This is a genomic window from Corynebacterium mycetoides, assembly GCF_900103625.1.
Lineage (GTDB): Bacteria > Actinomycetota > Actinomycetes > Mycobacteriales > Mycobacteriaceae > Corynebacterium > Corynebacterium mycetoides.
Genome location: NZ_LT629700.1, coordinates 526,716 through 550,613 on the forward strand (window position 1 = coordinate 526,716; position 23,898 = coordinate 550,613).

General features: G+C 67.7%; 23 protein-coding genes. 4 read left to right on the top strand and 19 right to left on the bottom strand.

The genetic code is table 11. The features are described 5' to 3' along the window. Positions 1 to 1,401, bottom strand: coding sequence for an NAD(P)/FAD-dependent oxidoreductase (locus tag BLS40_RS02575; RefSeq protein WP_092148350.1), 1,401 nt, complete (start codon positions 1,399 to 1,401; stop codon positions 1 to 3). Positions 1,402 to 1,531: 130 nt separating this feature from the next. On the opposite strand from BLS40_RS02575, the gene BLS40_RS02580 reads away from it, so the two are divergent. Next, positions 1,532 to 2,851, top strand: coding sequence for an SAM-dependent methyltransferase (locus tag BLS40_RS02580; RefSeq protein WP_231908495.1), 1,320 nt, complete (start codon positions 1,532 to 1,534; stop codon positions 2,849 to 2,851). Positions 2,852 to 2,933: 82 nt separating this feature from the next. Here the strand turns inward: BLS40_RS02580 and BLS40_RS02585 are convergent, their stop codons facing one another. Then, on the bottom strand, positions 2,934 to 3,641 hold the full coding sequence (locus BLS40_RS02585) for a YceI family protein (RefSeq protein ID WP_092148356.1): 708 nt from the start codon (positions 3,639 to 3,641) through the stop codon (positions 2,934 to 2,936). A 5-nt stretch (positions 3,642 to 3,646) separates the two neighbouring features. Beyond that, complete coding sequence (locus BLS40_RS02590; RefSeq protein WP_092148358.1) at positions 3,647 to 3,973, bottom strand: hypothetical protein; 327 nt, start codon at positions 3,971 to 3,973, stop codon at positions 3,647 to 3,649. Between the two features lie 105 nt (positions 3,974 to 4,078). Here BLS40_RS02590 and BLS40_RS02595 point away from each other — a divergent pair, with 105 nt between their 5' ends. After that, entirely contained in the window at positions 4,079 to 4,465 is a 387-nt protein-coding gene (locus BLS40_RS02595; RefSeq protein WP_092148361.1) for an RNA polymerase-binding protein RbpA, read from the top strand. Here BLS40_RS02595 and BLS40_RS02600 read toward each other — a convergent pair. The 4 genes from BLS40_RS02600 to BLS40_RS02615 are packed head-to-tail and all read right to left on the bottom strand — an operon-like array spanning position 4,462 to position 8,327. Beyond that, on the bottom strand, positions 4,462 to 5,445 hold the full coding sequence (locus BLS40_RS02600; RefSeq protein ID WP_231908496.1) for a polyprenol monophosphomannose synthase: 984 nt from the start codon (positions 5,443 to 5,445) through the stop codon (positions 4,462 to 4,464). The genes BLS40_RS02595 and BLS40_RS02600 overlap by 4 nt on opposite strands. Positions 5,446 to 5,447: 2 nt before the next feature. Continuing rightward, the gene (gene lnt / locus BLS40_RS02605) at positions 5,448 to 7,013 is read right to left on the bottom strand and encodes an apolipoprotein N-acyltransferase (protein ID WP_092148364.1); all 1,566 of its coding nucleotides are present in this window, start codon (positions 7,011 to 7,013) and stop codon (positions 5,448 to 5,450) included. Next, positions 7,010 to 7,555: an FxsA family protein gene (locus BLS40_RS02610; RefSeq protein WP_092148367.1), complete on the bottom strand. Its 546-nt coding sequence runs from the start codon at positions 7,553 to 7,555 to the stop codon at positions 7,010 to 7,012. Before BLS40_RS02610 ends, lnt begins: the two co-directional genes overlap by 4 nt. 40 nt (positions 7,556 to 7,595) lie before the next feature. Continuing rightward, positions 7,596 to 8,327 carry an SDR family oxidoreductase gene (locus BLS40_RS02615; RefSeq protein WP_092148370.1) on the bottom strand — a complete coding sequence of 244 codons (732 nt, stop codon included), beginning with the start codon at positions 8,325 to 8,327 and terminating at the stop codon, positions 7,596 to 7,598. 36 nt (positions 8,328 to 8,363) lie between these two features. Here BLS40_RS02615 and BLS40_RS02620 point away from each other — a divergent pair, with 36 nt between their 5' ends. Further along, positions 8,364 to 8,933: a S1 family peptidase gene (locus BLS40_RS02620; RefSeq protein ID WP_092148373.1), complete on the top strand. Its 570-nt coding sequence runs from the start codon at positions 8,364 to 8,366 to the stop codon at positions 8,931 to 8,933. On the opposite strand, the gene BLS40_RS02625 is transcribed toward BLS40_RS02620, so the two are convergent. From BLS40_RS02625 to pdxS, 10 genes are read right to left on the bottom strand one after another with little or no spacing between them, the layout of a single operon-like run. Continuing rightward, positions 8,930 to 11,698: a DEAD/DEAH box helicase gene (locus BLS40_RS02625; protein WP_092148376.1), complete on the bottom strand. Its 2,769-nt coding sequence runs from the start codon at positions 11,696 to 11,698 to the stop codon at positions 8,930 to 8,932. The two genes, BLS40_RS02620 and BLS40_RS02625, sit on opposite strands and share 4 nt — an antisense overlap. A gap of 5 nt (positions 11,699 to 11,703) precedes the next feature. Beyond that, entirely contained in the window at positions 11,704 to 12,588 is an 885-nt protein-coding gene (gene tatC, locus BLS40_RS02630; RefSeq protein WP_092152078.1) for a twin-arginine translocase subunit TatC, read from the bottom strand. 36 nt (positions 12,589 to 12,624) lie between these two features. Further along, positions 12,625 to 12,891, bottom strand: a complete 267-nt coding sequence (gene tatA, locus BLS40_RS02635; RefSeq protein WP_092148379.1) for a Sec-independent protein translocase subunit TatA — start codon at positions 12,889 to 12,891, stop codon at positions 12,625 to 12,627. A gap of 60 nt (positions 12,892 to 12,951) precedes the next feature. Beyond that, complete coding sequence (locus BLS40_RS02640; RefSeq protein ID WP_092148382.1) at positions 12,952 to 13,893, bottom strand: helix-turn-helix transcriptional regulator; 942 nt, start codon at positions 13,891 to 13,893, stop codon at positions 12,952 to 12,954. After that, complete coding sequence (locus BLS40_RS02645; RefSeq protein WP_092148385.1) at positions 13,890 to 14,837, bottom strand: helix-turn-helix transcriptional regulator; 948 nt, start codon at positions 14,835 to 14,837, stop codon at positions 13,890 to 13,892. Before BLS40_RS02645 ends, BLS40_RS02640 begins: the two co-directional genes overlap by 4 nt. Beyond that, a complete protein-coding gene (pafA, locus tag BLS40_RS02650; RefSeq protein WP_092152080.1) occupies positions 14,824 to 16,233 on the bottom strand; it encodes a Pup--protein ligase in 1,410 nt (469 codons plus the stop codon). Before pafA ends, BLS40_RS02645 begins: the two co-directional genes overlap by 14 nt. 21 nt (positions 16,234 to 16,254) lie before the next feature. Continuing rightward, a complete protein-coding gene (locus tag BLS40_RS02655; RefSeq protein ID WP_092148388.1) occupies positions 16,255 to 16,437 on the bottom strand; it encodes a ubiquitin-like protein Pup in 183 nt (60 codons plus the stop codon). A 9-nt stretch (positions 16,438 to 16,446) separates the two neighbouring features. Beyond that, positions 16,447 to 17,949, bottom strand: coding sequence for a depupylase/deamidase Dop (gene dop, locus BLS40_RS02660; RefSeq protein WP_092148391.1), 1,503 nt, complete (start codon positions 17,947 to 17,949; stop codon positions 16,447 to 16,449). Positions 17,950 to 17,959: 10 nt separating this feature from the next. Next, entirely contained in the window at positions 17,960 to 18,529 is a 570-nt protein-coding gene (pdxT, locus tag BLS40_RS02665; RefSeq protein WP_092148394.1) for a pyridoxal 5'-phosphate synthase glutaminase subunit PdxT, read from the bottom strand. Beyond that, positions 18,523 to 19,431 carry a pyridoxal 5'-phosphate synthase lyase subunit PdxS gene (pdxS, locus tag BLS40_RS02670; RefSeq protein WP_197672622.1) on the bottom strand — a complete coding sequence of 303 codons (909 nt, stop codon included), beginning with the start codon at positions 19,429 to 19,431 and terminating at the stop codon, positions 18,523 to 18,525. The genes pdxT and pdxS overlap by 7 nt, the downstream gene beginning before the upstream one ends. 60 nt (positions 19,432 to 19,491) lie before the next feature. Between pdxS and pdxR the strand changes: the two genes are divergently transcribed. Then, entirely contained in the window at positions 19,492 to 20,841 is a 1,350-nt protein-coding gene (pdxR, locus tag BLS40_RS02675) for a MocR-like pyridoxine biosynthesis transcription factor PdxR (RefSeq protein WP_092148397.1), read from the top strand. Here the strand turns inward: pdxR and BLS40_RS02680 are convergent. Continuing rightward, a complete protein-coding gene (locus BLS40_RS02680; RefSeq protein ID WP_092148400.1) occupies positions 20,819 to 22,066 on the bottom strand; it encodes an HNH endonuclease in 1,248 nt (415 codons plus the stop codon). The genes pdxR and BLS40_RS02680 overlap by 23 nt on opposite strands. A 304-nt stretch (positions 22,067 to 22,370) precedes the next feature. Beyond that, the gene (arc, locus tag BLS40_RS02685; protein ID WP_092148403.1) at positions 22,371 to 23,897 is read right to left on the bottom strand and encodes a proteasome ATPase; all 1,527 of its coding nucleotides are present in this window, start codon (positions 23,895 to 23,897) and stop codon (positions 22,371 to 22,373) included. Position 23,898 lies beyond the last annotated feature (1 nt).

Below are 23,898 nucleotides of genomic sequence, written 5' to 3' on the forward strand. Positions count from 1 at the left end.
CTAGTTCTCGCCGTTGGTGTCGCGGACCTCGGGGAGGGTGGCGGCATCGTCGGTGGTGCGCTCGCCGAGCTTGAGCAGGGCGTTGCGCGCGTGCATCTGGGCCAGGGTGGTGGCCAGGTTGTAGCGCTTCGGCGTGAGCGCGTTGATGCCCCAGGAGAGCATGGTGACGAACTTGTTGCGTGCGCCCACGAGGAAGGAGACGTGGACGCCGAGCCACATGAGCCAGCCGATGAAGCCCGTGACCTCGACCTTGCCCATCTTCACCACGGCGTTGAAGCGGGAGACGATGGCCATGGAGCCCTTGTCGAAGTAGGAGAAGTCGTCGCGGTTTTCCGGGGCGACGTCGTGCTCGACCTGCTCCTTGATGATGTGCGCGACGTATTCGCCGGTCTGGATGGCCACCTGTGCCACGCCCGGCAGACGGTCGCGGCTCATCATGTCACCGATGATGAAGACGTTGGACTTGTCGCCCACGGTCAGGTCCGCGTTCACCGGGACCTTGCCGTTGCGCTCGGCCTCGACGCCGACCTGGTCGGCGATGAGCTTGCCCAGCGGGGAGGCCTGCACGCCCGCGGACCAGATCTTGGTGGCCGACTCGATGGTGACTTCCTGCTCCGTCTTGGTGTCCTTGTAGGTCACGGTGCCTTCGTCGACGTTGACCACCATCGCGTTGAGGACGACGGTCACACCGTTCTTCTCCAGCTCGCGCTGGGCCTTCTTGCCCAGGCGCTTGCCAAACGGGGGGAGGACCTGGGGCATGCCGTCGATAAGCACGATCTTGGCCTGGGAGGGGACAAAGTTGGAGTACTCGTCGGTGAACGAGCGGCGCGCCATCTCGGCGATCTGGCCGGCGAGCTCGACGCCGGTGGGGCCGGCGCCGACGATGACGAAGGTGAGCAGGCGCTCGCGCTCCTCGGCGGTCTCGGCGAGCTCAGCGCGCTCGAAGGCGGTGACGATGCGGGCGCGGAGCTCAAGCGCGTTGTCCAGGGTCTTCAGGCCCGGGGCAAACTCGGCGAAGTGGTCGTTGCCGAAGTAGGACTGGCCGGCGCCGGCGGCGACGATGAGGGAGTCGTAGGAGTAGGTGCGGGAGAACTCGCCCTCGACGGAGGTCACGGTCTGCGCCTCGACGTCGATGTCGGTGACGTCGCCGCGGACGACGTTGATGTTGTCCTTGCCGGAGAGGATCTGGCGCACGGACGCCGCGATCTCGCCCGTGGAGAGGATGCCGGTGGCCACCTGGTACAGCAGCGGCGCGAACAGGTGGTGGTTGGTGCGGTTGATGATGGTGACGTCCACGTCGGCGTCACCGAGCTCACGAGCTGCAAAAATACCGCCGAAACCAGCGCCGATGATGACGACGTGGTGGCGGTTGCCTGCCGGGCGGATTGCCGTTTCAGCCATGGGTGTACCTTCCTTGCTACAACGAATTGATTGGTTCTACTTGTATCCTACGCGCCCGCGGGGAATTGTTTCGGCGCAGGTTCGCTGCGCCTCCAGGGGACGGGCCGCTCCGCCGGATAAGGTGGGCTGCGTGTTGTCCGCTGGAAACGTTTACGAGCATCTCGCGACCGTGGATGCCGATGAGTGGCCCGGGGTTGCGAGGGTGCCCGAAGGCGTGCTCGTCGCTGCGAAGGCGAGGCTCGCGGAGGCTCGTTTCGCCGCGGCGTGCGCCCAGGCCGGGGTCGAGCTCGACCCGGACCGGGGTGCGCTGGTGCGCGTCGAGCACGACGCCGTGTTCCGTAGGGTCGCCGACAGCGGCTGGGTTGGGCTGGCCGAGGGTTTCTTGGCGGGCGAGTGGTCCGTCGAGAGCAGCGCGGCGCTTGTCGACGCCCTCGCGGCGCTGCTCAAGGTCAACTACGCGCCGCGCACCCCGGCCGTCGCCTCCGGCCGGGCGGGCAGCGGGGGGGAAATCCCACCCGACCTGATCCGCCATTTCTCCGGCGATGGGATGAGCCCGTTCGCGGGGCACTTCGCCACTGGGGTGCCCACCACACAGCGCGAGAGGGTGCGCTCGTACGCGCCGTGCGGGCTCGGGCGGCGCGCCGCCGCGTTCCACTACGTCGACCGCACGGAATTTTCCGCGCCGCTGGACGCGCAGCGCGACGACCTAGCCGACGTGCAGGCCCGTTCGGTGGAAATGCTCCTTGACGCCTGCGGCGCCGCCCGCGGCACGCACGTGTTGGAGTACCCGTCGTCCGGCGGGGCCGTGGCGATCGCCGCCGCGAGGCGGCACGCGACGGTGGACGTGTGGTTGGCGGGCGAGGCCGCCGAGCGGCAGCTGCGCGACCGTCTCGTCTACGCGGGTGTGGCAGATGCGGTGCACGTCGAGCTGGTCGGAAGTAACCCGGAGCCCGTGCCGCCACGCCGCGGGCACTACGACGGTGTTGTGAGTGTGGAGAAGCTGGAAACCCTCGACCCGAGCCGCAAGGGCGGTTACCTGAGCGCGCTGGGCGGCCTCGTCGGCCCGGGGGGCCGCGTGGCGCTGCAGACCCTCGTGCGCACGGAGGCGTTCACGCCGGCGGCGCGGGCGTCGCTGCAATCCCTGCGCGCGTACGTCTGGCCGGGCTTAAGCTTTTCGACGCCCGAGGAGCTCGCGCGGATCGTCGACCGGCGGACGCGCCTGCGAATCGTCGCGGAGACTCGCGCACCGGAGCACCTGGAGGCGTCGCTACGCCTGCAGCGGGAGCTGTTCGACGGGCGCCTGCGCGAGGCCGCGGCGGACGGCTACGACCGCGTGTACCGCCGGCTGTGGCAGTGGCAGTTCGCGCTGCGCGAGGCGTTGGCGCGGCTCGGGATGATCGACCTGGCGCAGATGACGTTGGTGCCGCGGGACAGGCGGGGTAGGCGGTAGAAGCTTTACTTGACATAATGCACATTATCGGACATGTCCGTAGCGGGCCTCGGACCCGCGCTAATTGCGTCACGTTACGTAATTAGCGAACCTTCTCCAGGTTGAGCCGGATGTTCACTTCGCCCTCGTCCGCGATCTTGGCGGCGACCAACTCCGGCGTCTCCACGCCGTAGTCCGAACGGCGGATCGGGATGTCGCCCGCAACCACGAGGTTGTCGCCGCTGCGCGCCGCGTCGAACTCGTGCGTGACACGATTAGTAGTCCCGTGGATCGTCAGATCTCCCGTGAGCTCGACGGTTCCCACCGTGCCGTCGTCAGGCAGATGGCTGACCTCCGCGGGCTCGGTCAGGCTGAACGTCGCCTTCGGGTACTCGTCGGTGTGCAGGATGGAGCGCCGCACGTTCACGTCGCGGCGGTCGTTGTCGGTGGTCACCGACGCCATGTCTACCGAGATGTCGCCGGCGGTGACCACGCCCTGCTCAATGTGCACCTCTCCGTCCACGGAGCGCGTGGACCCCGAGGTCACCTTCTGTTCCGCGGGAAGGATCTCGAAAAACGTGAACCCGGCCGACGACTGGTTGGGCCCGATCCGGTCGGACACCACCCACGACCCGTCGACGTCCGTCGTCGCCTCCTGGACCCTGTCGGCGTCGATACCCTCCGTTTTCACGCCGTGGTCGCCGAACATCAGTGCGTACACCACGGGGGCGATCGCCAGCAGGGCGAGGCTGACGATGAATATAAACGCGAAGACGAGAACTGGTTTCGGTAACGGGCGCTGCTTATTCACCGTTCCTACCTTAGCCTTTCGATCCGCTTGGCCATATTCACCAGCTCCTCGCACAGCTGAGCCACCTCGCCGGAGTCTGCCCCCTCGGTGTGCGCCGTGGCGATGTCTTCGGCGGCGCACCGCAGTTCAAACAGGCTATCGCGCAGTTCCTCCGCCTTCTCCGGGCGCATAATCACCGCCTGCACTGGAACCCGCGTGCCGCTGACGGCGTTGCGTTGCTCGTACGCGCGCTGCTTGCACGACGCGCTGCAGAACTTGCGCCTTCGCCCCCTCCCCTCGTGCGGCGGCAAATCACGTCCGCACCAGAGGCACTGGCGCACGGTCGATGTCATGGCGAACAGAATAACGCATGAACGTGCCGCCGGAGGCGCCGGAACATTTGTGTTGTCGCCGTCGTTATAATGGGGCGACTATCAATTGAGGGAAAGGATGTAGACATGGCTGATCGCGTTTTGCGCGGGAGTCGCATGGGCGCAGTGAGTTACGAGACTGACCGCGACCACGATCTGGCCCCGCGCCGCATGGCGAAGTACCGCACACCCAACGGCGAGGTGTTCGATGTCCCCTTCGCCGACGAGGCGGAAATCCCCGAAGAGTGGCTGTGCAAGAACGGCCAGGTAGGAACGCTCATCGAGGGCGAGGGCGTGGAAGCCAAGCCGGTCAAGCCCCCGCGGACCCACTGGGACATGCTGCGGGAGCGCCGCACGATCGAGGAGCTCGACGTTCTGCTCGAGGAGCGCCTCGACCAGCTGCGCAAGCGCCGCCGCACCGCCGCCCGCATGGCCAAGGAGCAAGAGCAGGCCAACACCCAGGCCCAGTCCTAGCTGCGGTTTTTGAGCTCGTAGTCGGCGAGCTTGACGCCCTCGCGGACCATCTCGACGAGGGTGTCGGCGCCGCGCGCGGCCCGCGCCGGCAATTCCGCGATGCCGGACTGGCGCAGCTGGTACCGGCCGAGGCGCACCATCTCGCCGATGACATCCACGGCAGTCTCCGGGGCGCTTTCCGCCTCCCGCGCCGCCTTGGCCAGAGGCGACTTGTCCAGCTCGTAGCCGAGGAAGCGGAACAGCTCCTTGGAGCCCTCGCGAAGCAACTCCGACTTTTCCTCAACCGCCCACTTCGTCACCTCGGCGAGGGACTGCGTGGCAAAGCTGGCGTCCAGCTTCGATTCGCCCAGGGTGCGGTCGGTAAACGTGACGGGGACCTCGCGCACGTCGAACCCGGCCTTGATCGCGCGGTGGGCCAGGTCGGCCTGGAAGATGTAGCCCTTGGTGGACAGGGCGTCGAGGTCTATGCCCTCGAGCACGTCGCGGCGGATGGCGCGGTAGCCGGCGGTCATGTCGGCGATGTCGTCACCAAGCGCGAGCGAGATGTACTGGTTGCCCGCCTTCGACAGGAGGAAGCGCTCGCGCGGCCAGTCCTTGACTTCGCCGCCCTCGACATAGCGGGAGCCGATGACCAGGTCCGCGCCGTCCGCGATCGCGTCAAGCAGGCGGGAGAGCTCCTCCGGCGCGTGGGAACCGTCGGCGTCCATCTGGCAGATGACCTCGTAGCCCTTGCCCAGCGCCCAGTCGAAGCCTGCGCGGTACGCTGCGAGCAGGCCCTCCTTGCCCTCGCGGTGCAGCACGTTGAGCTGCTCGTATTGGCCGGCCAGTTCGTCGGCCTTGGCGCCCGTGCCGTCGGGCGAGTTGTCGTCGACAACGAGGATGTCCACCTGGTCGTTGGCGCTGATAATGCGCTCGACCATCAGCGGGAAGTTCTCCACCTCGTTGTACGTCGGCATTACCACCACGGTGCTGTTCGCCACGGCTAATTCTCCTTGGGTGTCTCGGTTGCTTTCATCCTCTTCGCATCATACCCGCGTCTCGACGCCGCCCACGCGGCGAGCATCAGAGCGATACCCGCGGCGACCGCGGCCCACTCCAGGTAGCGCCCGACCCGGACCGCGGGTGTCACGGTGTCCTTCCGCGGGAGGGTCTCGGTGAGGTGGGCGGCTTCGAAGATGCCGGTGTGCTGGGAGACGGTCCCGTCGGGGTGGACGATGGCGGACACGCCCGAGGTCGCCGCGACGACGACGGCGCGATCGGTCTCGATCGCCCGCATGCGGCTCATTGCGAGCTGCTGGTAGGTCATGTCGGTGAACCCGAACGTGGCGTTGTTGGTCGGCGTCGCCAGAATTTCCGCACCGCTGCGCACGGCGGTCCGGTAGGCCTCGTCCACGGCGACCTCGTAGCACGTGGCGATGCCGACGTTCACGCCGCGCATGGACACCACCCCGTCACCGTTGCCGGGCTTGAAGTCCCCGGCCAAATCCACGTACTCGGAGAAGTTCCGGAAGAAGTCGCGCATGGGCATGTACTCTCCGAAAGGCTGAAGGTACTTCTTGTGGTGGTAGTCCCCCGCCCCATGATCGGGGTCGAAGACCTGCATCGTGTTGCGGTCGCCCACCTCGTCCCGGGTGAGGGTGCCCACGAGCACGGGGGCGTCGATACGCTGCACGGCGGCGTTGACGAGCGCCGCGGCCTGCGGGTCGGTAAACGGGTTGACGTCGGAGGAGTTCTCCGGCCAAATGACGATGTCCGGCTCGGCCCCGGATTCCGCGAGCTGGATGGTCTGGTTCACGTGGTTGGCTAAAACGGCGCGGCGCTGGGCGTTGAAGTCCAGCCCCATGCGCGGCACGTTGCCCTGGACGGCGGACACCGTGGCCTGGTCCGTCACTCCCCTCTCGGTGCCGACGCCGAGCCCCGCGGCCAGGCCGAGCACCAGCGGCAGCACGGCGGCGGGGGCCGCGAAGCGGACGGCATGGCGCCGGTACCGGACGAGGGCCGCCACCGCGCAGCTCGTCAGCACCGTGGCCACGGTCACGAGCGCCGGCCCGCCCCACGCGGCGAGGTTGGCCAATGGCCCGTTGATCTGCCCCCAGGCGAGGCGCACCCACGGGAAACCGCCGAAGGGGAACGACGAGCGCGCCCACTCGACGGCCAGGTAGATGAACGGGAACGCGAGGAAGCCCCAGCGCTGCCGCGCCGCGAGCGCCCCGAAAATGCCGGTGGGAATGGCGTAGAGCGCAAGTGTTACCGCCAATGCCACATAGGGCATCGGGCCGACGAACTCGCCAATCCACGGCAGGAGGTACAGGTAGCAGAACAGCGCGTGCGTGAACGCCAGCAGCGCGCCGAACCCCCCGGAGGGTCCGAGGCGCGTGCCGCGCGGGGCGCCGACAACCCTGTTCCACGATGCCGGCCAGGGCGTCAGGGAGAAGAAGAACAGCGCGATCCCCAGCACTCCCAGCCACCACACCCCGTGGGGCTCGTAGGAGTAGTAGACCGCGGCCCCCGACGCCGCGGCCAGGGTGAGGCGGTAAAATGCCCTCACTGGTCGTTGCCCTTGTCGTCGGTCCCGGGGCGCTTCGGGTCGACGCTGTCCATGCGGAAGATTCGCTCCAGTTCGGCGGCGTCGGGGGCGTCAGGGCCGTCAGGGGAATCCGCCGCATCGCCGCCGGGCTGCGTAAACGACCCGTACGACGTACGGAACTGCGACATCGGCGAGGCCGAGTAGGCGCGGACCGTGAAATCCTCCATGGCTCGGTGCGCCTTCGCCGTGATCCCCCGGCGCAAAAGCGCGCGGGTGGGGCCGAACACCATGAGCAGGCCCACGAGTGAGGAGACGTAGCCAGGGACGATCGTGAGCACCCAGCCGGTGAACAGAATCGCCGAATCACCCGCCAGCGTGCTCAGGTTGGACTGTCCCTGCGCCGCTTTGCGCAGCGCGTTGCGCAGGGCCACGTTGGCCGCCAGCCCGCCGACAACCAGGAGGAGGAATACCCCGGCGAACGCCCAGCCGATGCCGACCAGTTGTGCCACGCCGAGGAAGGCGAGGACTTCGACGAGGAAATAGGCGAAGAAAAGCAGTCGCATGACGTCAGACTACCTGCCGATGCTGTGAACTTCCCCAGCACTACCTCGGCATGCGTCGCCAAACGGGGCGCGGCACCACGCGCATCACCGCGGCGAGCAGCGCGAGCCGCCGCGGGATCCACACCGTGGCGCTCCTGCCCGCGGCGGCCGCCTCCACCACGGCGTCGGCCACGCGCGGTGGCGTGACGGACAGCGGGGCCGGCGCCATCCCTTCGGTCATGGAGCCGATGACGAAGCCGGGGCGCGCCGTAATCAGGTGCACGTCAGTGCCGTGCAGCCGGTCGGCCAACCCCTGGCAGAACGCGTCCAGCCCGGCCTTCGTGGAGCCGTAGACGTAGTTGGCGCGGCGCGCCCGCCACCCGGCGATGGAGGAAAAGGCGAAGATGTCGCCGCGCTCCATCACGGTTGAGAGCACGGTGAGGACGTTGACCTGCGCGAGGTAGTCCACGGTGGCGATGCGGGCGGCCTCGCGCTCGTCGCGCTCCGCGCGCTTCTGGTCGCCGAGGACGCCGAAGGCGACGATGGCGGTGGTCACGGGCCCGGCCCCCTCGATGATCCGGCGGTGGGAGTCGAGATCCTCGGCCTCAAACTCGACGAAGCGCACGCTCGCCGCGCCCGCCTCTCGCAGCCGCGTGGCGACGCCCTCCGCACGCTCGCGATCCCTACCCGCCAGTACCACATCCCTGCCCGGGCACAGCCGGGCGGCTACCTCCCCGCCGATGTCGCTGGTGGCGCCGAGGAGGAGGAGCGTGCCGTCGGGTCGTGATTCCATGGCTCGTCATCCTAGTCGCCGTTACACTCGGACGGCGTGCGCCCCGATTTCATTGCCCGTCTCTCCCACCCCTCCGGCTACTGCTCCGGCGTCTTGGTCAACCCGACGACGGTGCTCACGTGCGCACACTTCTTCCGCGACGTCGATCGCCTGGTCAACGTCGACGTTGCCGGCACGCGCCGCCGCGTCAAGGACGTCGAGGTCGTCTCGGGCACGGACATCGCGATCGCGGACGTCGCCCGCGTGCGCATCCCGGAGGGCGCCGACTTCCCCACCCTCGGCCGCGCGCCGCAGCGTTTCAGCGCCACCGCCACCTTCGGCTACGGCGGCAAGCTGCGCCACCCGGCTGCGCGCGACGGTTACTTCCTTACGGCGCTTCCCTTCGCGTTCTCCCGCAACCTGCGCACGCGGGTGCAGCCCGCCGGCGCGATCTTCAACGTCACCCCGGCCGTAAAAGGTGACTCGGGCGGGCCGGTGATGGCGCACGGCGAGGTGTTCGCGGTGCAGTCGCTCATCCTCGACCCCTTCGGCGTGAACCTCGGCCTGGCCACGGTCTCGCTTTTCGACGAGCGGGTCCACGCGGCCGTCGACAAGCGAACGAACTAGCTGCCGATGGCGACAACGCCGCGGCGGATCGCGTCGATGGCGCGCTTCGCGTTGTGGCGGATGTCGTCGTTATAGCCCGTCTTGGACACCTGCTCGAGCAGGTCGATGACCTGGCGGCACCAGCGCACGAAGTCGCCCGGGGTCAGTTCGGCGCCGGATTCCGCGGCGGCGGCCAGGCAGTAGCCGAGCGGCGCGCCGGCCGTCCACTGGTGCATCGACAGGCTGAAGCCGGCATCCGGCATGCGGGTCACGGGTAGCTGGTGGCGCTGTTCGTCGGAGACGAGCTCGTTGTAGATGCGCATGGTGGAGTTCATCGCGTCCGCCATGGCGTCCGTGGCCGCCTCGGGCGAACCCATGGTGGACTTGCGGTTCTCGAACACGCACATGGACGCCACCCCGGCGAGCTCGGCTGGATCGAGCTCGTCCCACACCCCCCGCTTGAGGCACTGGGCTACGAGCAAGTCGGAGACGCTGTGGATGCTCGCGAGGCGCTCGCCTTCGTCGGTGACGTGCGGCTCGCCGTCGATAATCTCGACGTAGTCCATTTCCGTCAGAAGCCCGATGATGCGCTCGAAGGTGCGGCCGAGCGAGTCGGTGGAGCTGTCCACCCGGTGCCGCAGCGCGGTCAGCTTGCGTTCCTCACGCACGATCTGTTCGCCGACGCGCGCGAGCATTTCGCGGTCGGCGGCCGGCCAGCCGTGGACGGGGTGGCTGCGCACCGCCTCGCGCAGCGCGGTGACCTTTTTCGAGGGCCGCACGCGGGCGGACTCGCGCAGCTTACGCGGGGCGCTGAACTTCCCGCGGTGGAGCATGTCCACGACCTTGCGTGCGTGGCGGCGCGGCTGATCGGCCATGTGCCGAGGAATCTTCACGCGGCCGACCACGACAGGGGGATTCCGGAAGGAAGAGGCGTCGATGCGGCCCGACCATCCGCGCTCCGTGGTTACCCACGGCCGCGGGTCGTCCTTTTTGCCGGCCACCTGCACGACGGCGGCGAGCTCCGGCTTCTTCTTCCCCGGCAGCGCGATGACCTCGCCGACTTGGAGTCGCGCCAGGAGCGCGACGGTCTCCGTGTGGCGGTCCGTCAGCGCGTTCGCCCGCGCCTCCTTCTCCGCCTCGCTCAAGTCGCGGCGCAGCTGGAGGTAGTCCACCAACTCCGCGGCCGGGTCGTCAGATGGCGGGGCGAATGAGGAGATGTCGCGCTCCAGCTGGGTCCGCAGTGCGGACACGCGCGCTCCGAGACGCTCGATGTCACGGACCTCGCCCACCACGGAGCGGTCGGTCTGGAACTGGGCGAACGACTGCTCGACAAGGCGGATCGAATTGTCGAACCCGTTCATCCCCAGCATGTTGATGGCCATGTTGTAGCCCGGAGTGAACGGGGACACCAGCGGGTAGGTGCGTGTAGAGGCTAGCCCCGCCACCTCCCGCGGGTCCATCGCCGGCGCCCACTGCACCACGGCGTTACCGATGTGGTCGATGCCCCGGCGCCCCGCGCGCCCCGTGAGCTGCGTGTACTGCCCCGGTGTGAGGTCGACGTGCGCCTCACCGTTGAACTTGACCATCTTCTCCAACACCACGGTGCGCGCCGGCATGTTGATGCCGAGCGCAAGCGTCTCCGTGGCGAACACGACGCGCACCAGGCCCTGCACGAACAGCTCCTCCACGATGTGCTTGAAGGCGGGCAGGAGCCCCGCGTGGTGGGAGGCGAAGCCGCGCGTCCACGCCGTGCGCACCTGCCGGTAGTTGAGCACCTGCAGGTCCTCCTCGGGGATGCCCTCGACGCCCTCGTCGACGATCTCCGCAATGCGGACCTGCTCCTCCGGCGTCGTCAGCTCTTTGCGAGAGCGCAAACATTGGAACAGCGCCCCGTCGCAACCCGCGCGCGAGAAGATGAACACGATGGCGGGCAGCATGTCCCGGCCCTGCAGCGCCGTGACCACCTCGGGGCGGCCGACGGGGCGGGTCTTGTCGGCTGGGCGCTCGCGGCCGGAGCGGCGGCCGTCGGCACGCGAGCGGAATCCCCTGCCTTGCTCGTAGTCGCTGCGACCCTCCTCGGCGCGGCCGGACTCGATGCGCTCGATGGCGTGCTCGAGGTCGCGGTTGACCTGCCCGTCCGTGCCCGGCTCGAACAGCGGAAACATCTTCCGGCCCACCATCATGTACTGGGTCAGCGGCACCGGCCGGTGCTCGGAGACGATGACGGCGGTGTCGCCCCGCACGGTGCCCAGCCACTCGCCGAACTCCTCTGAGTTGGACACCGTCGCGGACAGGCCGATCACGCTGACGGAGTCGTCGAGGTTCAAGATGACCTCCTCCCACACGGCGCCGCGGTCGCGGTCGGCTAGGTAGTGGATCTCGTCCATGACCACGTGGGAGAGGCGGTCCAACTGCGGCGAGGAGGCGTAGATCATGTTGCGCAGCACCTCGGTCGTCATCACGACGACCTCCGCGGACGGGTTGATGCTCACGTCGCCGGTGAGCAGGCCGACGGCGTCCTCGCCGTGCTCGGCCACGAGGTCGTTGTACTTCTGGTTGCTCAGCGCCTTGATGGGCGTGGTGTAGAAGCACTTCGTGCCGCGGGACAGCGCGAGCGAGACCGCGAACTCCCCCACTACCGTTTTGCCCGAGCCGGTGGGCGCGCACACTAGCACGCCGCGGTCCTGTTCCACCGCCGCGCAGGCCTCCACCTGGAAGTCGTCGAGCGGGAAGGGTTTCAGCGCCCGGAAGTGGTCAAGGTGCGTGCTCGGCGAAGGTGCAGACATGCCCCCTAGAGTACGTCCTCGAAGCGATCCTGAGTCGGCGCGGGTGCGACAGGCTGCGGGGCCGCGACGGCGGACGCCCCGCCGATGGGCCCGGACGCGGAGTCGTCATCCACGTCCATCCACTCCGGACGCTGCTTGTCCCGCCGCTTGTCGTTGATGCGGCAGAATTGGAACGCGAGCTCGACCAGGATCACCATGGCCACCGCTAGCGCCACCATGGAGAAGGGGTCCTGCCCCGGCGTCATGAACGCCGCGAAAATGAACAGGCCGATGGCGATGATGCGCCGCTTGTCCTTGACGTGCTCATAGCGCAGCACGCCGGCGAGGTTGAGCATGGCCACGATGAGCGGAAGCTCGAAACTCACGCCGAAGATGACGATGAGCGAGAGCAGGAAGTTGTAGTACTCGCGCCCGGTCAACGCGGCGACCTGGAACTCGGAGCCCATGGTCATGAGCACGTAGAGGCCCTTGTCCAGGACGAAGTAGGCCAGCAGCGCACCGGCCACGAACAGGGTGACGGCGAGGGTGACGAAGATGAAGGTGTAGCGCTTCTCGCCCTTGTGCAGGCCGGGGGTGATAAACGCCCAGATCTGGCCCAGCCACACCGGGGAGGACAACACTAGCCCGGCCAGCGCGCCCACCTTCAGGCGCAGCATGAACATCTCGAACGGCGTGGTCGCCAGCAGGCGGCACGTGCCGTCGCCCGTGAAGTCCGCCCGGACGTCCGCGGGCAGGTTGCAGTACGGCCCGCGGATGATCTCACCCAGGGGCGCTAGACCGAACGGGGCGTTCTGGTACCAGATAAACCCGACGACGGTCCCCGCGACCAGCGCGGCAAGGGAAATGATGACCCGCCTGCGGAGCTCCTTGAGGTGTTCCACGAGCGGCATGGTGCCGTCGGCGTTCTTCTTCCGTGCCACGGCGGGTTAGTTCTGCGGGCGCGGCTGGTTCTCCGGGCGGTCCCAGAAGCTCTCCGGGGTCTGGGCGGCGCTCTGGGTTTCCTGAGCTGCCTGGGGCAGCTCGCCCTGCGGGGTTGCCGGCTTGCCGTCGTTGCGCATCTCGTTGACTTCGCTCTTGAAAATGCGGGCGGAACGTCCCATGGAGCGAGCCAGATCCGGCAGCTTGTTCGCCCCGAAGAGCAGCAAGATGATGACCAGGATGATGAGGATTTCCGTCCAACCCAGGTTAGGCATGGAGTTCCTTTCGCGATTGTGGCTGTCGCCTCAACTGTTCGTGCGAGGCGCCGTGCCGGATTAGCTTAACGCATCGAGCGCACTTTGAGCGCGCGCAACAACGTTCCGAGCGAGTTCCGCGGGTTCTACCAGGCGCACGCGGTCGCCCTGGCTGAGGCAGAAGCGAACGAGCCAGTCGTCGGAGCCGTAGGGCATGCTGGCCGGCACCCACTCCCCCGGTCCCGCGTCAAGGTCGAGCTCGATCTCCCAGTAGTCCGCCAGCCACGTCGCCTCCCGGCGGATCTCGAGCGCGGCTCTGCTGCGGTCGGCGAATCCGAAGGGGTCGCTGCTGTCGATGGCGCCCGCGCCCGCGGGAGCCTCGGAGGGCGCGGAGACGAGCGCTGCGTGCCGGATGCGGTCGAGGCGGAAGTTCTTGGGCTCGGTCGCGCCGGCCTCGTAGGCGCGGAGGTAGGTTTCGCCGTCGCGGTGGAACAGTGCCGCGGGCGAGACCGTGCGTGTCGACGTCCGCCCGGACGAGGCCGAGTAGTAGGTCAGCTCCAACTGGAGGGAACGGCCGATGGCGTCGGTGAGCACGGTGATGGGCCCGGCGGGCGCCTCTTGCGGGGTGGAGTCGTCGACGCCGTGGCCCGTGACGGCGGTGCGCAGCTTCGCGGCCGCGGAGACGACGGCGGCCTGGTCGACGAGGCCGGGCATGGTCTCCAGCGACTCGAGGGTGAGCAGCAGCGCGTTCGCCTCGGTCGGGGTCAAGCGCAGGGGCTTGTTCAGCCCCTGGTCGTCGATGACCGTGATGCCGGTCCAGTCCGCGACGAGGTCAATGAGCTCCCCCGGACCGCTGCCGACACCCGACATGCTCAGGCGCGTCAGGTCGCGCATCACCTCGGTGTGCGAGTAACCCAGGTCGCGCGCGATCTCCATCGGGGTCGCGGTGCGGTGGCTGTGCAGGTACGGGATGAGGTTGAGCGAGCGCACGAGACCCTCGAGCTTCGCCGGGCTGTCCTTCACCGTCCACCTCCCGCGGCGTGGGCAAGCAGCGTGACGACGTCGCGCCGCACCTCCTCCGGCTCAATCCCCGTCACGGCCGGCGCGTAGCTGGCCACGGTGCGCACGAGCCAGTCGCGCTCGACACCCGCGAACTCGAGCGCGTCCCCGTTCCGGGTGGCCGCGTCCTCGAGCTCCGGGGCGGCGTCGGGCGCGACGCGGATCCGGGCGTCGGTGACGGGCCCGCGCAGTACGTCGTGGACCACCTCGGCGAGCGGGCGCGTCGGTTCGTGAAACGCGCCGCCGCGGGCCTGCGCCTGGCGCACGTTGCTCACCCGCATCGCCCGGAACGCGCGCTCGGCGTCGCGCTCGGTGTCCCAGCCGACCACGTAGGCGCGGTTGTCCAGGGCGACAATCCCCCACGGGTCCATCTCCCGGCGCTGCACGGGTGCCGCCGGGGCGGGGGAATAGTCGAACACCATGCGCTTTTTGCCGCGGGTGCAGGCGGTAACGTTTTTGACGGTCTCGGCGTCGAGCCGCATGACGTCGTTGTCCACGCTGGCCAGGGCGGGGCTGTCGAAGGAACGGGTCGCCCCGGACGCCGCGAGCTTGGTCCAGCCGGAGCGGGCGAAGGCGCCGAGGCTGTGGTCGCGCCCCAGGTCCCCTGCGAGCCCGAGCACTGTGGCCTCCTCGTCGGTGAAGTCGATCGGCGGCAGGACGTAGGCGTCCTTGTCCACCCACACCAGGCCGTTTTCCATCCGCGCGGGCACGCCCGCGCGGCGGATCGTGCGCACGTCGCGGCTGAGCTGGCGGTGGAACGCCGCCTTAAGCTTCGGCTCCTCGCCCCGGTAGGACTCGTAGCCCGCGACGCGCGCCAGCACCCACTCGTAGTCGCGGGGGCGCTCGGTGCCCAGCAGCGCGAAGGTGAGGTTGGTCAGGCGCTCAATCACCGCGCTATCCGTCGCCATACATCCTCCCACTAGTGTCGGAGACCACATTACGCGCGGACGCGCGCATATAGTCGATGAGCGCGTCCACCTGCGCACCCGCCTCTCCCCCGGCGGCGAAGGGATCCGTCAGCTCCACCGTGCGCGGCTCGGGGTGGTTGACCTTGAGGTGCACCCAGTCGACGTTCGTCGACGCCCCCGTTGCGCGCGCCGCAGCCAAAAACGCGCCCCGCAGCGCCGCGCGCGTCGTCGTCGGCGCGTCCGTGGCGGCCGCCTCGATGGCGTCGTCGGTGGTCCAGCGCTCCACTAGGCCCTTGCTCTGGAGGAGGTAGAACAGGCCGCGGCTGCGCCGGATGTCGTGGTAGGCCAAGTCGATGTGCGCGAGCTTCGGGTGGTCCCAGCCGCAGCCGAGGCGCTGCCTGAACTGGTCCAGCAGCTTCCGTTTGATCACCCAGTCGATCTCGCGGTCCACCGAGCTGAAGTCCTGCGTTTCGACGGCCTCCACCGCGCGCCCCCACAAGTCGACCACGCGCGCCATCTCCTCGTTGGACGTTCCCTCGTCGGGCCGCCGCGTGAGCCAGGAGCGCGCGGCGTCGAGAAGCTGGGCCTGGACCTCGAGGGCGGTGACGGTGCCGCCGTCCTTGAGCCGCAGTGGGGTCTGCCCGGTCGGGTCGGCGGCGATGGGGCGGATGTGCTCGATGGGGTTGTCCAGCTCGAAGCGCGGCATGTCGACACCGGCCTCGAGCATCTCGATGATCAGCAGCGTGGAGCCGATCTTGAGGGCGAAGGTGGGCTCGGCCATGGAGGAGTCGCCGACGATGACGTGCATGCGCCGGAAGCGGCGGGAATCGCCGTGGGGCTCGTCGCGGGTGTTGATGATGGGCCGCGTGCGCGTCGTGGAGCTGGACACGCCCTCCCACACCTGGTCGGCGCGCTGGGAGATGAGGAAGCGCCCCTTCTTGATCAGCCCCGCCCCGCAGATCAGCTGCCTGGTGATCATGTGCGGCAGCAGCTGCAGCGAAAAGGGTTTGAGGGCGAGCTCGCGGCTGATCAGGTAGTTCTCGTGCGCGCCGTAGGAGTTCCCGCGCGAATCGACGTTGTTCTTGAACAAGTAGACCTCGCCGCCGATGCCGTCGGCCGCCAGCGCGGCCTCGGCTTGGCGCGAGAGCCGGTCGAAAATGAGCTCGCCCGCCTTGTCGCTGTTGAGCAGCTGGGTGATGGAGTCGCACTCCGCGGTGGCGTACTCGGGGTGCGCACCCACATCGAGGTAGAGCCGCGAGGCGTTGTCCAGAAAGATGTTCGAGCTGCGGTGCGCGGATACGACCGGCCGGAACAGGTAGCGGGCGACCTCCTCGGGGCTGAGCACCGGGGAGCCGTCGCGGAACGCGGTGACCCCGAACTCGGTCTCCACCCCCATGATCCGGCGGGCGTACACGGCCTACTGCCCGCCTTTTTGCACGTAGGAGCGCACGAACTCCTCGGTGTTGCTGTCCAGCAGCGCGTCGATCTCGTCGAGGAGGTCGTCGGTGCCGGTGGTGTTCAGCTGGGCCTGGCCGCCGTCGACCTGCTCGTCCGGGTCGTGCGGATCGCCGTTGCCGCCTTGAATTTGCTGCTGTGCCATGGTGAAAGTTTAGCCCTTACGCCTCTCCAACATGTCGATGAGCTCGTCGACGTCGCGGGCGCGCCGCATGATCTCGCCGACGTCAGCGCGGGTGAACGCGTCGACGTCGTCAATGCGGATCTTGCGGGGGCCGGTGCGCGTGTCCAGCAGCACGGCCTGCCAGTTGGAGGCCAGGACCTTCTCGCCGAAGGTTGTGCTCACGGCCCCGCGGAAGTAGGCGCGGGTGTCCTCCGGTGGCGTCTCGGCGGCGACCCGGATGGCGTCGGCGTCGACAAGCGTGCGCATCCTGCCCGAGCGCACGAGGGCGTGGTGCAGGGACGAGGAGGGATCGATATCCGCGTACTGCAGGTCAACTGCCTTGAGTTTCGGGTCCGCGATGTCCACCCCGCGTTTCTGGCACGCGCGGATCAGCGCCCACTTCGCGGTCCAATCGAGCCGGTCCGCTGTTGTGAGGGGGTCGGGCTCGAGGTCGTCGAGAAGCTCGCCCCACAGCTCGAGCACCTGCTTATCGACGCTCCCCTGTCCACGCACCCTCTCCCGGTAGGCACGCAGGATCTCGATGGCCGTGGCACTGCGTCCGCTCACGAGCTGGAGTTCATGGGTGCAGGTCGGGTCGTGCGAGACCGCCTTGATCTCCGCGACCGGGTCCGCAATCTCCAGATCGGAGAAGTCGACGTCGTCCTCGATGGCGTCGAGGACGAGAGAGGTCATGCCGAGTTTGAGGAAGGTAGAGTACTGGCTCATGTTGGCGTCGCCCACGATGACGTGGAGGCGCCGGAAGCGCGTCTCGTCGGCGTGAGGCTCGTCGCGGGTGTTGACGATGCCGCGGTTGAGCGTCGTCTCCAGGCTGACCCTCTGCTCGAAGTAGTCGGCGCGCTGGGAGATCTGGAACCCTTCGCGCTCTCCGTCCTGGCCGATGCCGACGCGGCCGGCGCCGATGAGGACTTGGCGGGTGACGAAGAACGGGATCAGCGCCTGCGACAGACGGGTGAAATCCGTGTGCCGGGAGTACTGGTAGTTCTCGTGGCTGCCGTAGGAGGCCCCCTTGCCGTCGACGTTGTTCTTGTAGAACTTCAGCGGCGGGCACGGCTCCTTGTCCTTGAGCACGCTCACGCCCTGCCGGTACAGCTCCGCGATGTTGGCGGCGGCCTGGTTGAGGACGACGTCGCCGGCGGCGTCGTAAAGCATGGCGTCGAAGGCGTTGGAGACCTCCGGCGAGGAGTACTCGGGGTGAGCGTGGTCGACGTAGAAGCGCGCGCCGTTGGAGGTGACCACGTTGGCCACGCCCAGCGCGTTCGCGTCGACGACGGGGACGGTGCGGTAGCGGCGCAGGTCGAACCCGCGGGCATCCTTCAGCGGGTGCTCGTCCTCGTAGTCCCAGCGAGCCCTAGCGCCGGTGTGCACCGCCGCGTAGGCGACCACCGCGTGGGTGGAGGTGACGATCGGGCTCAGCGTCGGATCGTCCGGGGAGGTGATGCCGTATTCGGTTTCGGTACCCATAAAACGCGCCATGGGTACGAACCTACCGGGTCAGTTTCCCGAGGAAGTGCGCGTGGATGGTCGTGTCCCCCGTCAGCTCCGGGTGGAAGCTCACCGCGAGCGCCGACGGCGTTTCGACGCCCACGACACGCTCCCCTTTCTTCGCGACGACGTCGACGCCGTCGCCCACCGCCACCACCTCCGGGGCGCGGATGTAGGCGGCCTCGACCGGGCCGAAGGCGGTGTCGATGCGCTCGACGGCGCTGTTGACCTGCCGGCCGAAGGCGTTTCGCCGCACCCGCATGTCGATCACCCCGAGGCTGCGCTGGCCGGGAGCGCGGTCCTCGATCTCCGTTGCCAGCGTGATCAGTCCCGCGCAGGTGCCCAGCACAGGCAGGCCCTGTGTGAGTGCTGCCCGCAGGGGCTCGAACAGGCCGAAGGTACGCAGGAGCCTGTCGATGGTCGACGATTCCCCTCCGGGGATTACCACCCCATCGATCCCGTCGAGCTGGCCGGCGCGGCGCAGTAGGACCGTGCGCGCCCCGAGCGCCTCCAGCATCCGTTCGTGCTCGCGCACTCCGCCCTGCAGCGCGAGGACGCCTACCGTCACCATCCGCGCTCGGCGAGCCGGTGCGGAGCGGGCAGGTCAGCGACGTTGATGCCCACCATCGCCTCCCCCAGCCCGCGGGATGCCTCCGTGACGGCTTCGATGTCGTCCCACGCCGCCGTTGCCTTCACGATCGCCGCCGCGCGCGCCGCCGGGTCGCCGGACTTGAAGATTCCCGAGCCAACGAACACGCCGTCCGCCCCGAGCTGCATCATGAGCGCGGCGTCGGCGGGGGTGGCAACGCCTCCCGCCGTGAAAAGCACGACGGGTAGCTCCCCTCGCTCCGCCACCTGTGCCACGAGCTCGTAGGGCGCCTGCAGCTCCTTCGCGGCGACGTAGAGTTCGTCGCGGTTGGAGTTCCACAGCGCTTGCAGCCTGGCGATCTCGGACGTGATGGTGCGGATGTGCTTGGTCGCCTCGGAGACGTCCCCGGTACCGGCCTCCCCTTTCGAGCGGATCATGGCCGCGCCCTCGGTGATGCGCCGCAACGCCTCGCCCAGGTTCGTCGCCCCGCACACGAACGGGACGGTGAACGGCCGCTTGTCAATGTGGTTGACGTAGTCGGCGGGGCTTAAGACCTCGGACTCGTCGATGTAGTCCACCCCGAGGTGCTCCAGGATGCGCGCCTCCACCACGTGTCCGATGCGGGCCTTGGCCATGACGGGGATATCGACTGCCTCGGTGATGGCTTCGATCAGATCCGGGTCGGACATGCGCGCCACGCCGCCCTGGGCCCGGATGTCCGCCGGCACCCTTTCCAGCGCCATGACGGCGACGGCGCCCGCGTCCTCGGCGATGCGTGCCTGCTCCGGGGTCACGACGTCCATGATCACCCCGCCCTTGAGCATCTGGGCGAGTCCGGATTTCACTGTTGCGTCGGGTGCGTTCGTTTCAGTCATGCGTTCCATCCTGCTCGCCATACTGGTAGATTCCTAGATCCACTTACCTACCGATTCTTTGGACCAGTTATGTTCGCCGTCGACCGCTCGCTGCCCACCTCGCTCCCCGCCCAGATTGTCTCCGGCATGCGCGGGCTCGTCGCCGCAGGCGAGCTCACCGGTGGCGACCGCGTGCCCTCGACGCGCGAGCTCGCCCGCCAGCTGGGTGTTTCCCGGGGCAGCGTCGTCACCGCCTACGACCAGCTCCTTTCCGAGGGCGTGCTCTTGTCCGCCCAGGGTGCACCTACCGTCGTGCACCCTGACCTGCCCCGCGTGTCGCCCCCGCCTCCGCCCGTCGCGGCCGCGCCCCATCCCGCGGCCCACCGAGCCCTCTCCCTGCGGCCTTCGTCCGGCCACCCCGGCACCATCCCGCCCGCCGCGTGGCGAAGCGCGTGGCGGGAAGCCGCGGCCATGCCCGCCCAGCCGGCCGACAAGTCGGGGCAGGCCGCGCTGCGCCGCGCCATCGCCGGACATTTGCGCCTGGCCCGCGGCCTGGCGGTCAGCGCCGACAACGTTCTGGTTACGGGCGGTTCCCGCGAGGGGTTGCTCCTGATTCTCATGTCCCTCGGGCGCGACCTGCGGATCGGCGTGGAGGACCCAGGGCACCCGGGACTGCGCAGTGTCATCCCGCTGGCCGGGCACACCCCGGTCACCTGCGAAACCGACGAGCTCGGTATTGACGTCGCGTCTCTGCCGGGGGACCTGGATGCCGTGCTGGTCACTCCGTCCCACCTGTACCCTCTCGGCGCGTCCATGCCGGCGAGTCGCCGCCTCGCCCTGCTTGAGTGGGCGGCGACGAACGGAGTCACCGTCATTGAGGACGACTTCAACAGCGAACTACGCCACCGCGTTTCCCCTCTCCCGACCCTGGGAATGCTCGCGTCGGAGGCGAGTGTGATCACCCTGGGCACGTTCTCAACGTTGCTGAGCACGCAGCTCAACGCCGGCTATGTCGTCGCGGACGCCGTGATAGCGCAGGCCCTCCGGGCGACGCGACAGACGCTCGGCATGCCGGTCTCCCCTGTCACTCAGCACGCTATCGCCCATCTGCTCGAGGGTGGTTTCGTTCGCCGCAACACCAGGGTCGTGCACAAGAAACTCACCGACCGCATGGATCGGCTTCGCGACGCCGTCGTCCCGGCGCTCGAGGCATCGGGGGCCCTGATCACCCTGGGCCAGGACTGCCTCGGGGCAGACATCGTGGCTGCGTTTCCGACGTCGGATGCGCAGGAGCAATTCGTCGGCCTTCTCGCTCGCCGGGAAATCGAAGTTGGGCGGGCAGGGCCTGACCTGCTGCTCAGTTTCGGCCACCTCAGTGACGACGATTTCGGCCGTGCCGTACGAATTCTCACCGGCCTCACGCCCACTCGGCCTCGTTGAACTCGTGCAGGGTCAGCGCGTTGTCGTTCCGAACCGGGAGGCCCCGGTCGCGGCTGACGAAGCGGGACCCGTCCGGGAAGACGAAGTGAATGTCTCCGGAGTCCTTCAGGATCTTCACGAACCCGTCGCTGACCATACTGTGGCATGCGGAACAAAGTGGCAGCAAGTTTTCGAGATCGGTCGGCCCTCCATCGGCCCACTCATGAATATGGTGCATTTCCATGAACCGCGTGTGCGTGCATCCCGGCATCGCGCACGTACCGCGCCACATCAGCATCAACGCGTTTACCTGCGATTCGTTGGCCAGGCGGAAAGATCGGCCTGTATTGAGTAACAGTCCTTCCGAGTCCACCCTGTTGACCCGGTAGGAGGCGTTGCTTAGGAAATTCTCCACGGCCGCGGACGGCGCGCCGGGGTTGTTTGGCAGATAAGCGCGGCCATCCGTTGTCATCACGATATTGACGTGCGCGCCCGGTGAGCGCAGCGGATTTCTAGGCTGAGTCAGCGCGATGTTTACTATTCCCATAAAGGCGCTGAGCAGGGCTTCTCCCAGTGGCAACCCGAAACCGGAGCACCCTGAACTGCTTCTCGTGCGCCTGTCGATTTCACTGTCGACCTTCGCCTCGTCCAGCGCGCCGTCACCCCCTTCCAATTCGTCCCAATCGACGTCGTGCCATGCCAGCTCCCCGACCTTCAGCGCCGCCATCACCCGGGCGCCTTCTGCGGCATTGAAATCCGCCCATAACCCGATGCGTCCGTCGTCACGTGCTTTCAAGCGCACGTAAGACTTCCGCCCTCTCGGCCCATCGCCGCTGCGGAACTTAAGTAACGCGAGCTCAAGTTCGTGATAGGTCATGCCGACCGCCAACTCAACGAGCTCTTCCTCTGTGGCGGCGGTCAGATGCGGTAGAAGGAGGCGCACCTTCGAGTAGTTGAGGCGGCCCTCCAGAAACGCATCCGCCAGGCGAGAGAAGGTGTCAAGGGTGCGTGCCACCTTGACGTACTCGTGCGCCGAGGAGTTCGGCAGCGACAGGCTGCGAATCATCCACATTGCGGTCGAGCTGGAGCCAAAACGTGCGGCCAGGTTCAACGAATCAAACAGCGCGATCGCCATAAGTACTTCGGCCTTCTTGCGTGTGAAAGTTCCGAAACCCTCTTCGATAAAACGAGCGATGTCCGCGTGCAATGCGTTCCTGTTACCTAGTCTTTCATCCTCGATCCTCATGTTAACCCCCGTTAGATTAGATTGTGTGTGCGATTTTATGGGCATGTTAACACTTGGTCTGGACATGTGCTCTGACCTGCGGAGATGGGGGTTTATATAGCTTTCAAAAAGGGCTCCATAAGTCCGCATTGCGGACTTTTTGACCAGACACTCGCCCGTACTCAGGTGGCACCGGGAGTCCGCATTGCGGACTTTTCCAACCGGACGGGCACCGTGCATCTCGTTGGCGATCGAATGGCACCGGGACTCCGCATTGCGGACTTTTCCGCCCGAGCGACTCGACCCACCGCCCCGGCCGCCGGGCTCAGCCGAGCACTTCGGCGGAGATCACGCGGCGGCCCTGGCGCCCGGTGATGCGCGCCCACTCGTCGGGGTTCGCTGTGTTTGGCAGGTCCTCGTTCTCGTCCTGCTCTGCGCGCACGGCTGCGCGCAGGTGCTCGGCGCTCACGCCGCTTGTCGACGCCTCCGAGATGTGGTCCTTGATAGCCAACTTCTTTGCTCTGTCGACGATGTTGGCGATCATGGCGCCGGAGATGAAATCGGAGTAGTGGAGCACCTCGGTGGAGCCGTCGACAAGCTCGAGGCGGACGAAGGGGCGGGGGGCGAAGAGGGCGTCCACGGCGGCGTCGATAAGCGACGCGATCGGCTCGGCGTGCGGGACCCGTTCGGTGAGGTGACGGGCGAAGATGTCTTTGGCCTCGTCGCGGTTGGGTCGCGAGACCCGGATTTTGATGTCGAGGCGGCCCGGGCGCAGGATCGCGGGGTCGATGAGCTCCTCGCGGTTGGTGGCGCCGATGACAATGACGTTGGCAATCCCCTCGACGCCGTCGATTTCGGTGAGCAGCTGCGGCACGACCGTCGTTTCCATGTCGGAGGACACCCCCGAGCCGCGGGTGCGGAAGATCGATTCCATCTCGTCGAAGAACACGATGACGGGACGGCCGTCGGAGGCGAGCTCGCGGGCACGCTCGAAGATCAGGCGGATGCGGCGCTCTGTCTCGCCCACGAACTTGTTCAGCAGCTCGGGGCCCTTGACGTTGATGAAGTGGGCGGACCCGCCGTCGCCGATGCGGCTGGAGAGAGAATTGGCCACGGCCTTCGCAATGAGGGTCTTCCCGCATCCGGGAGGCCCGTAGAGAAGCAGGCCCTTCGGCGGGGCGAGGTCGTACGCGCGGTAGAGCTCCGGGTGGGCGAACGGCAGCTCGACGGAGTCCTGGATTGTCTCGATCTGCGACGCGAGCCCGCCGATGTCGTCGTAGGTGACGTCGGGGACCTCCTCGAGGGAGAGCTGGTTGACCTCGGTTTTGGGTACGCGCTCGTAGGCGAAGCCGACGCGGGGATCGTAGAGGAGCGTGTCGCCGGAGCGAGCGGTGGACAGCAGTGGCTGGGCCAAGTGCACGAGTGATTCGGCGCCCTGCTGGTCCGCGACGACGGCGCGGTCAGTGCCGATGCGCTCCACCATCGTGCCCAGCTGGCCGGAAGTGTCGAAACCGCAGGCCTCCACAATGATCGTCCCGTCGCCGAGGCGCACGAGGGTGCCGGGGACGAGTGAGCCGGGAGCCACGTTCGGCGAGACCTTCACGCGCATGCGGCGGCCCGAGGTGAATATCTCGGCCTCCATCCCCTTGCGGGAACCGGAGAGGTAGACGCCGTAGGGGTTGGCGGGCTCCTCCAATGCCTCAAGCTGGGCGTAGAGGTCGTTGAGCTTGTCCCGCGACGCTTTGAGCAGCTCGGCGAGCTGCTTGTTGCGCGCGCCCATCGCCTGGTTTTCGCGCTTCAGCTCGCGGATCTCGGGCCCGAAGGCGTCATCCTCTATTCCGTGTCCAGCCATA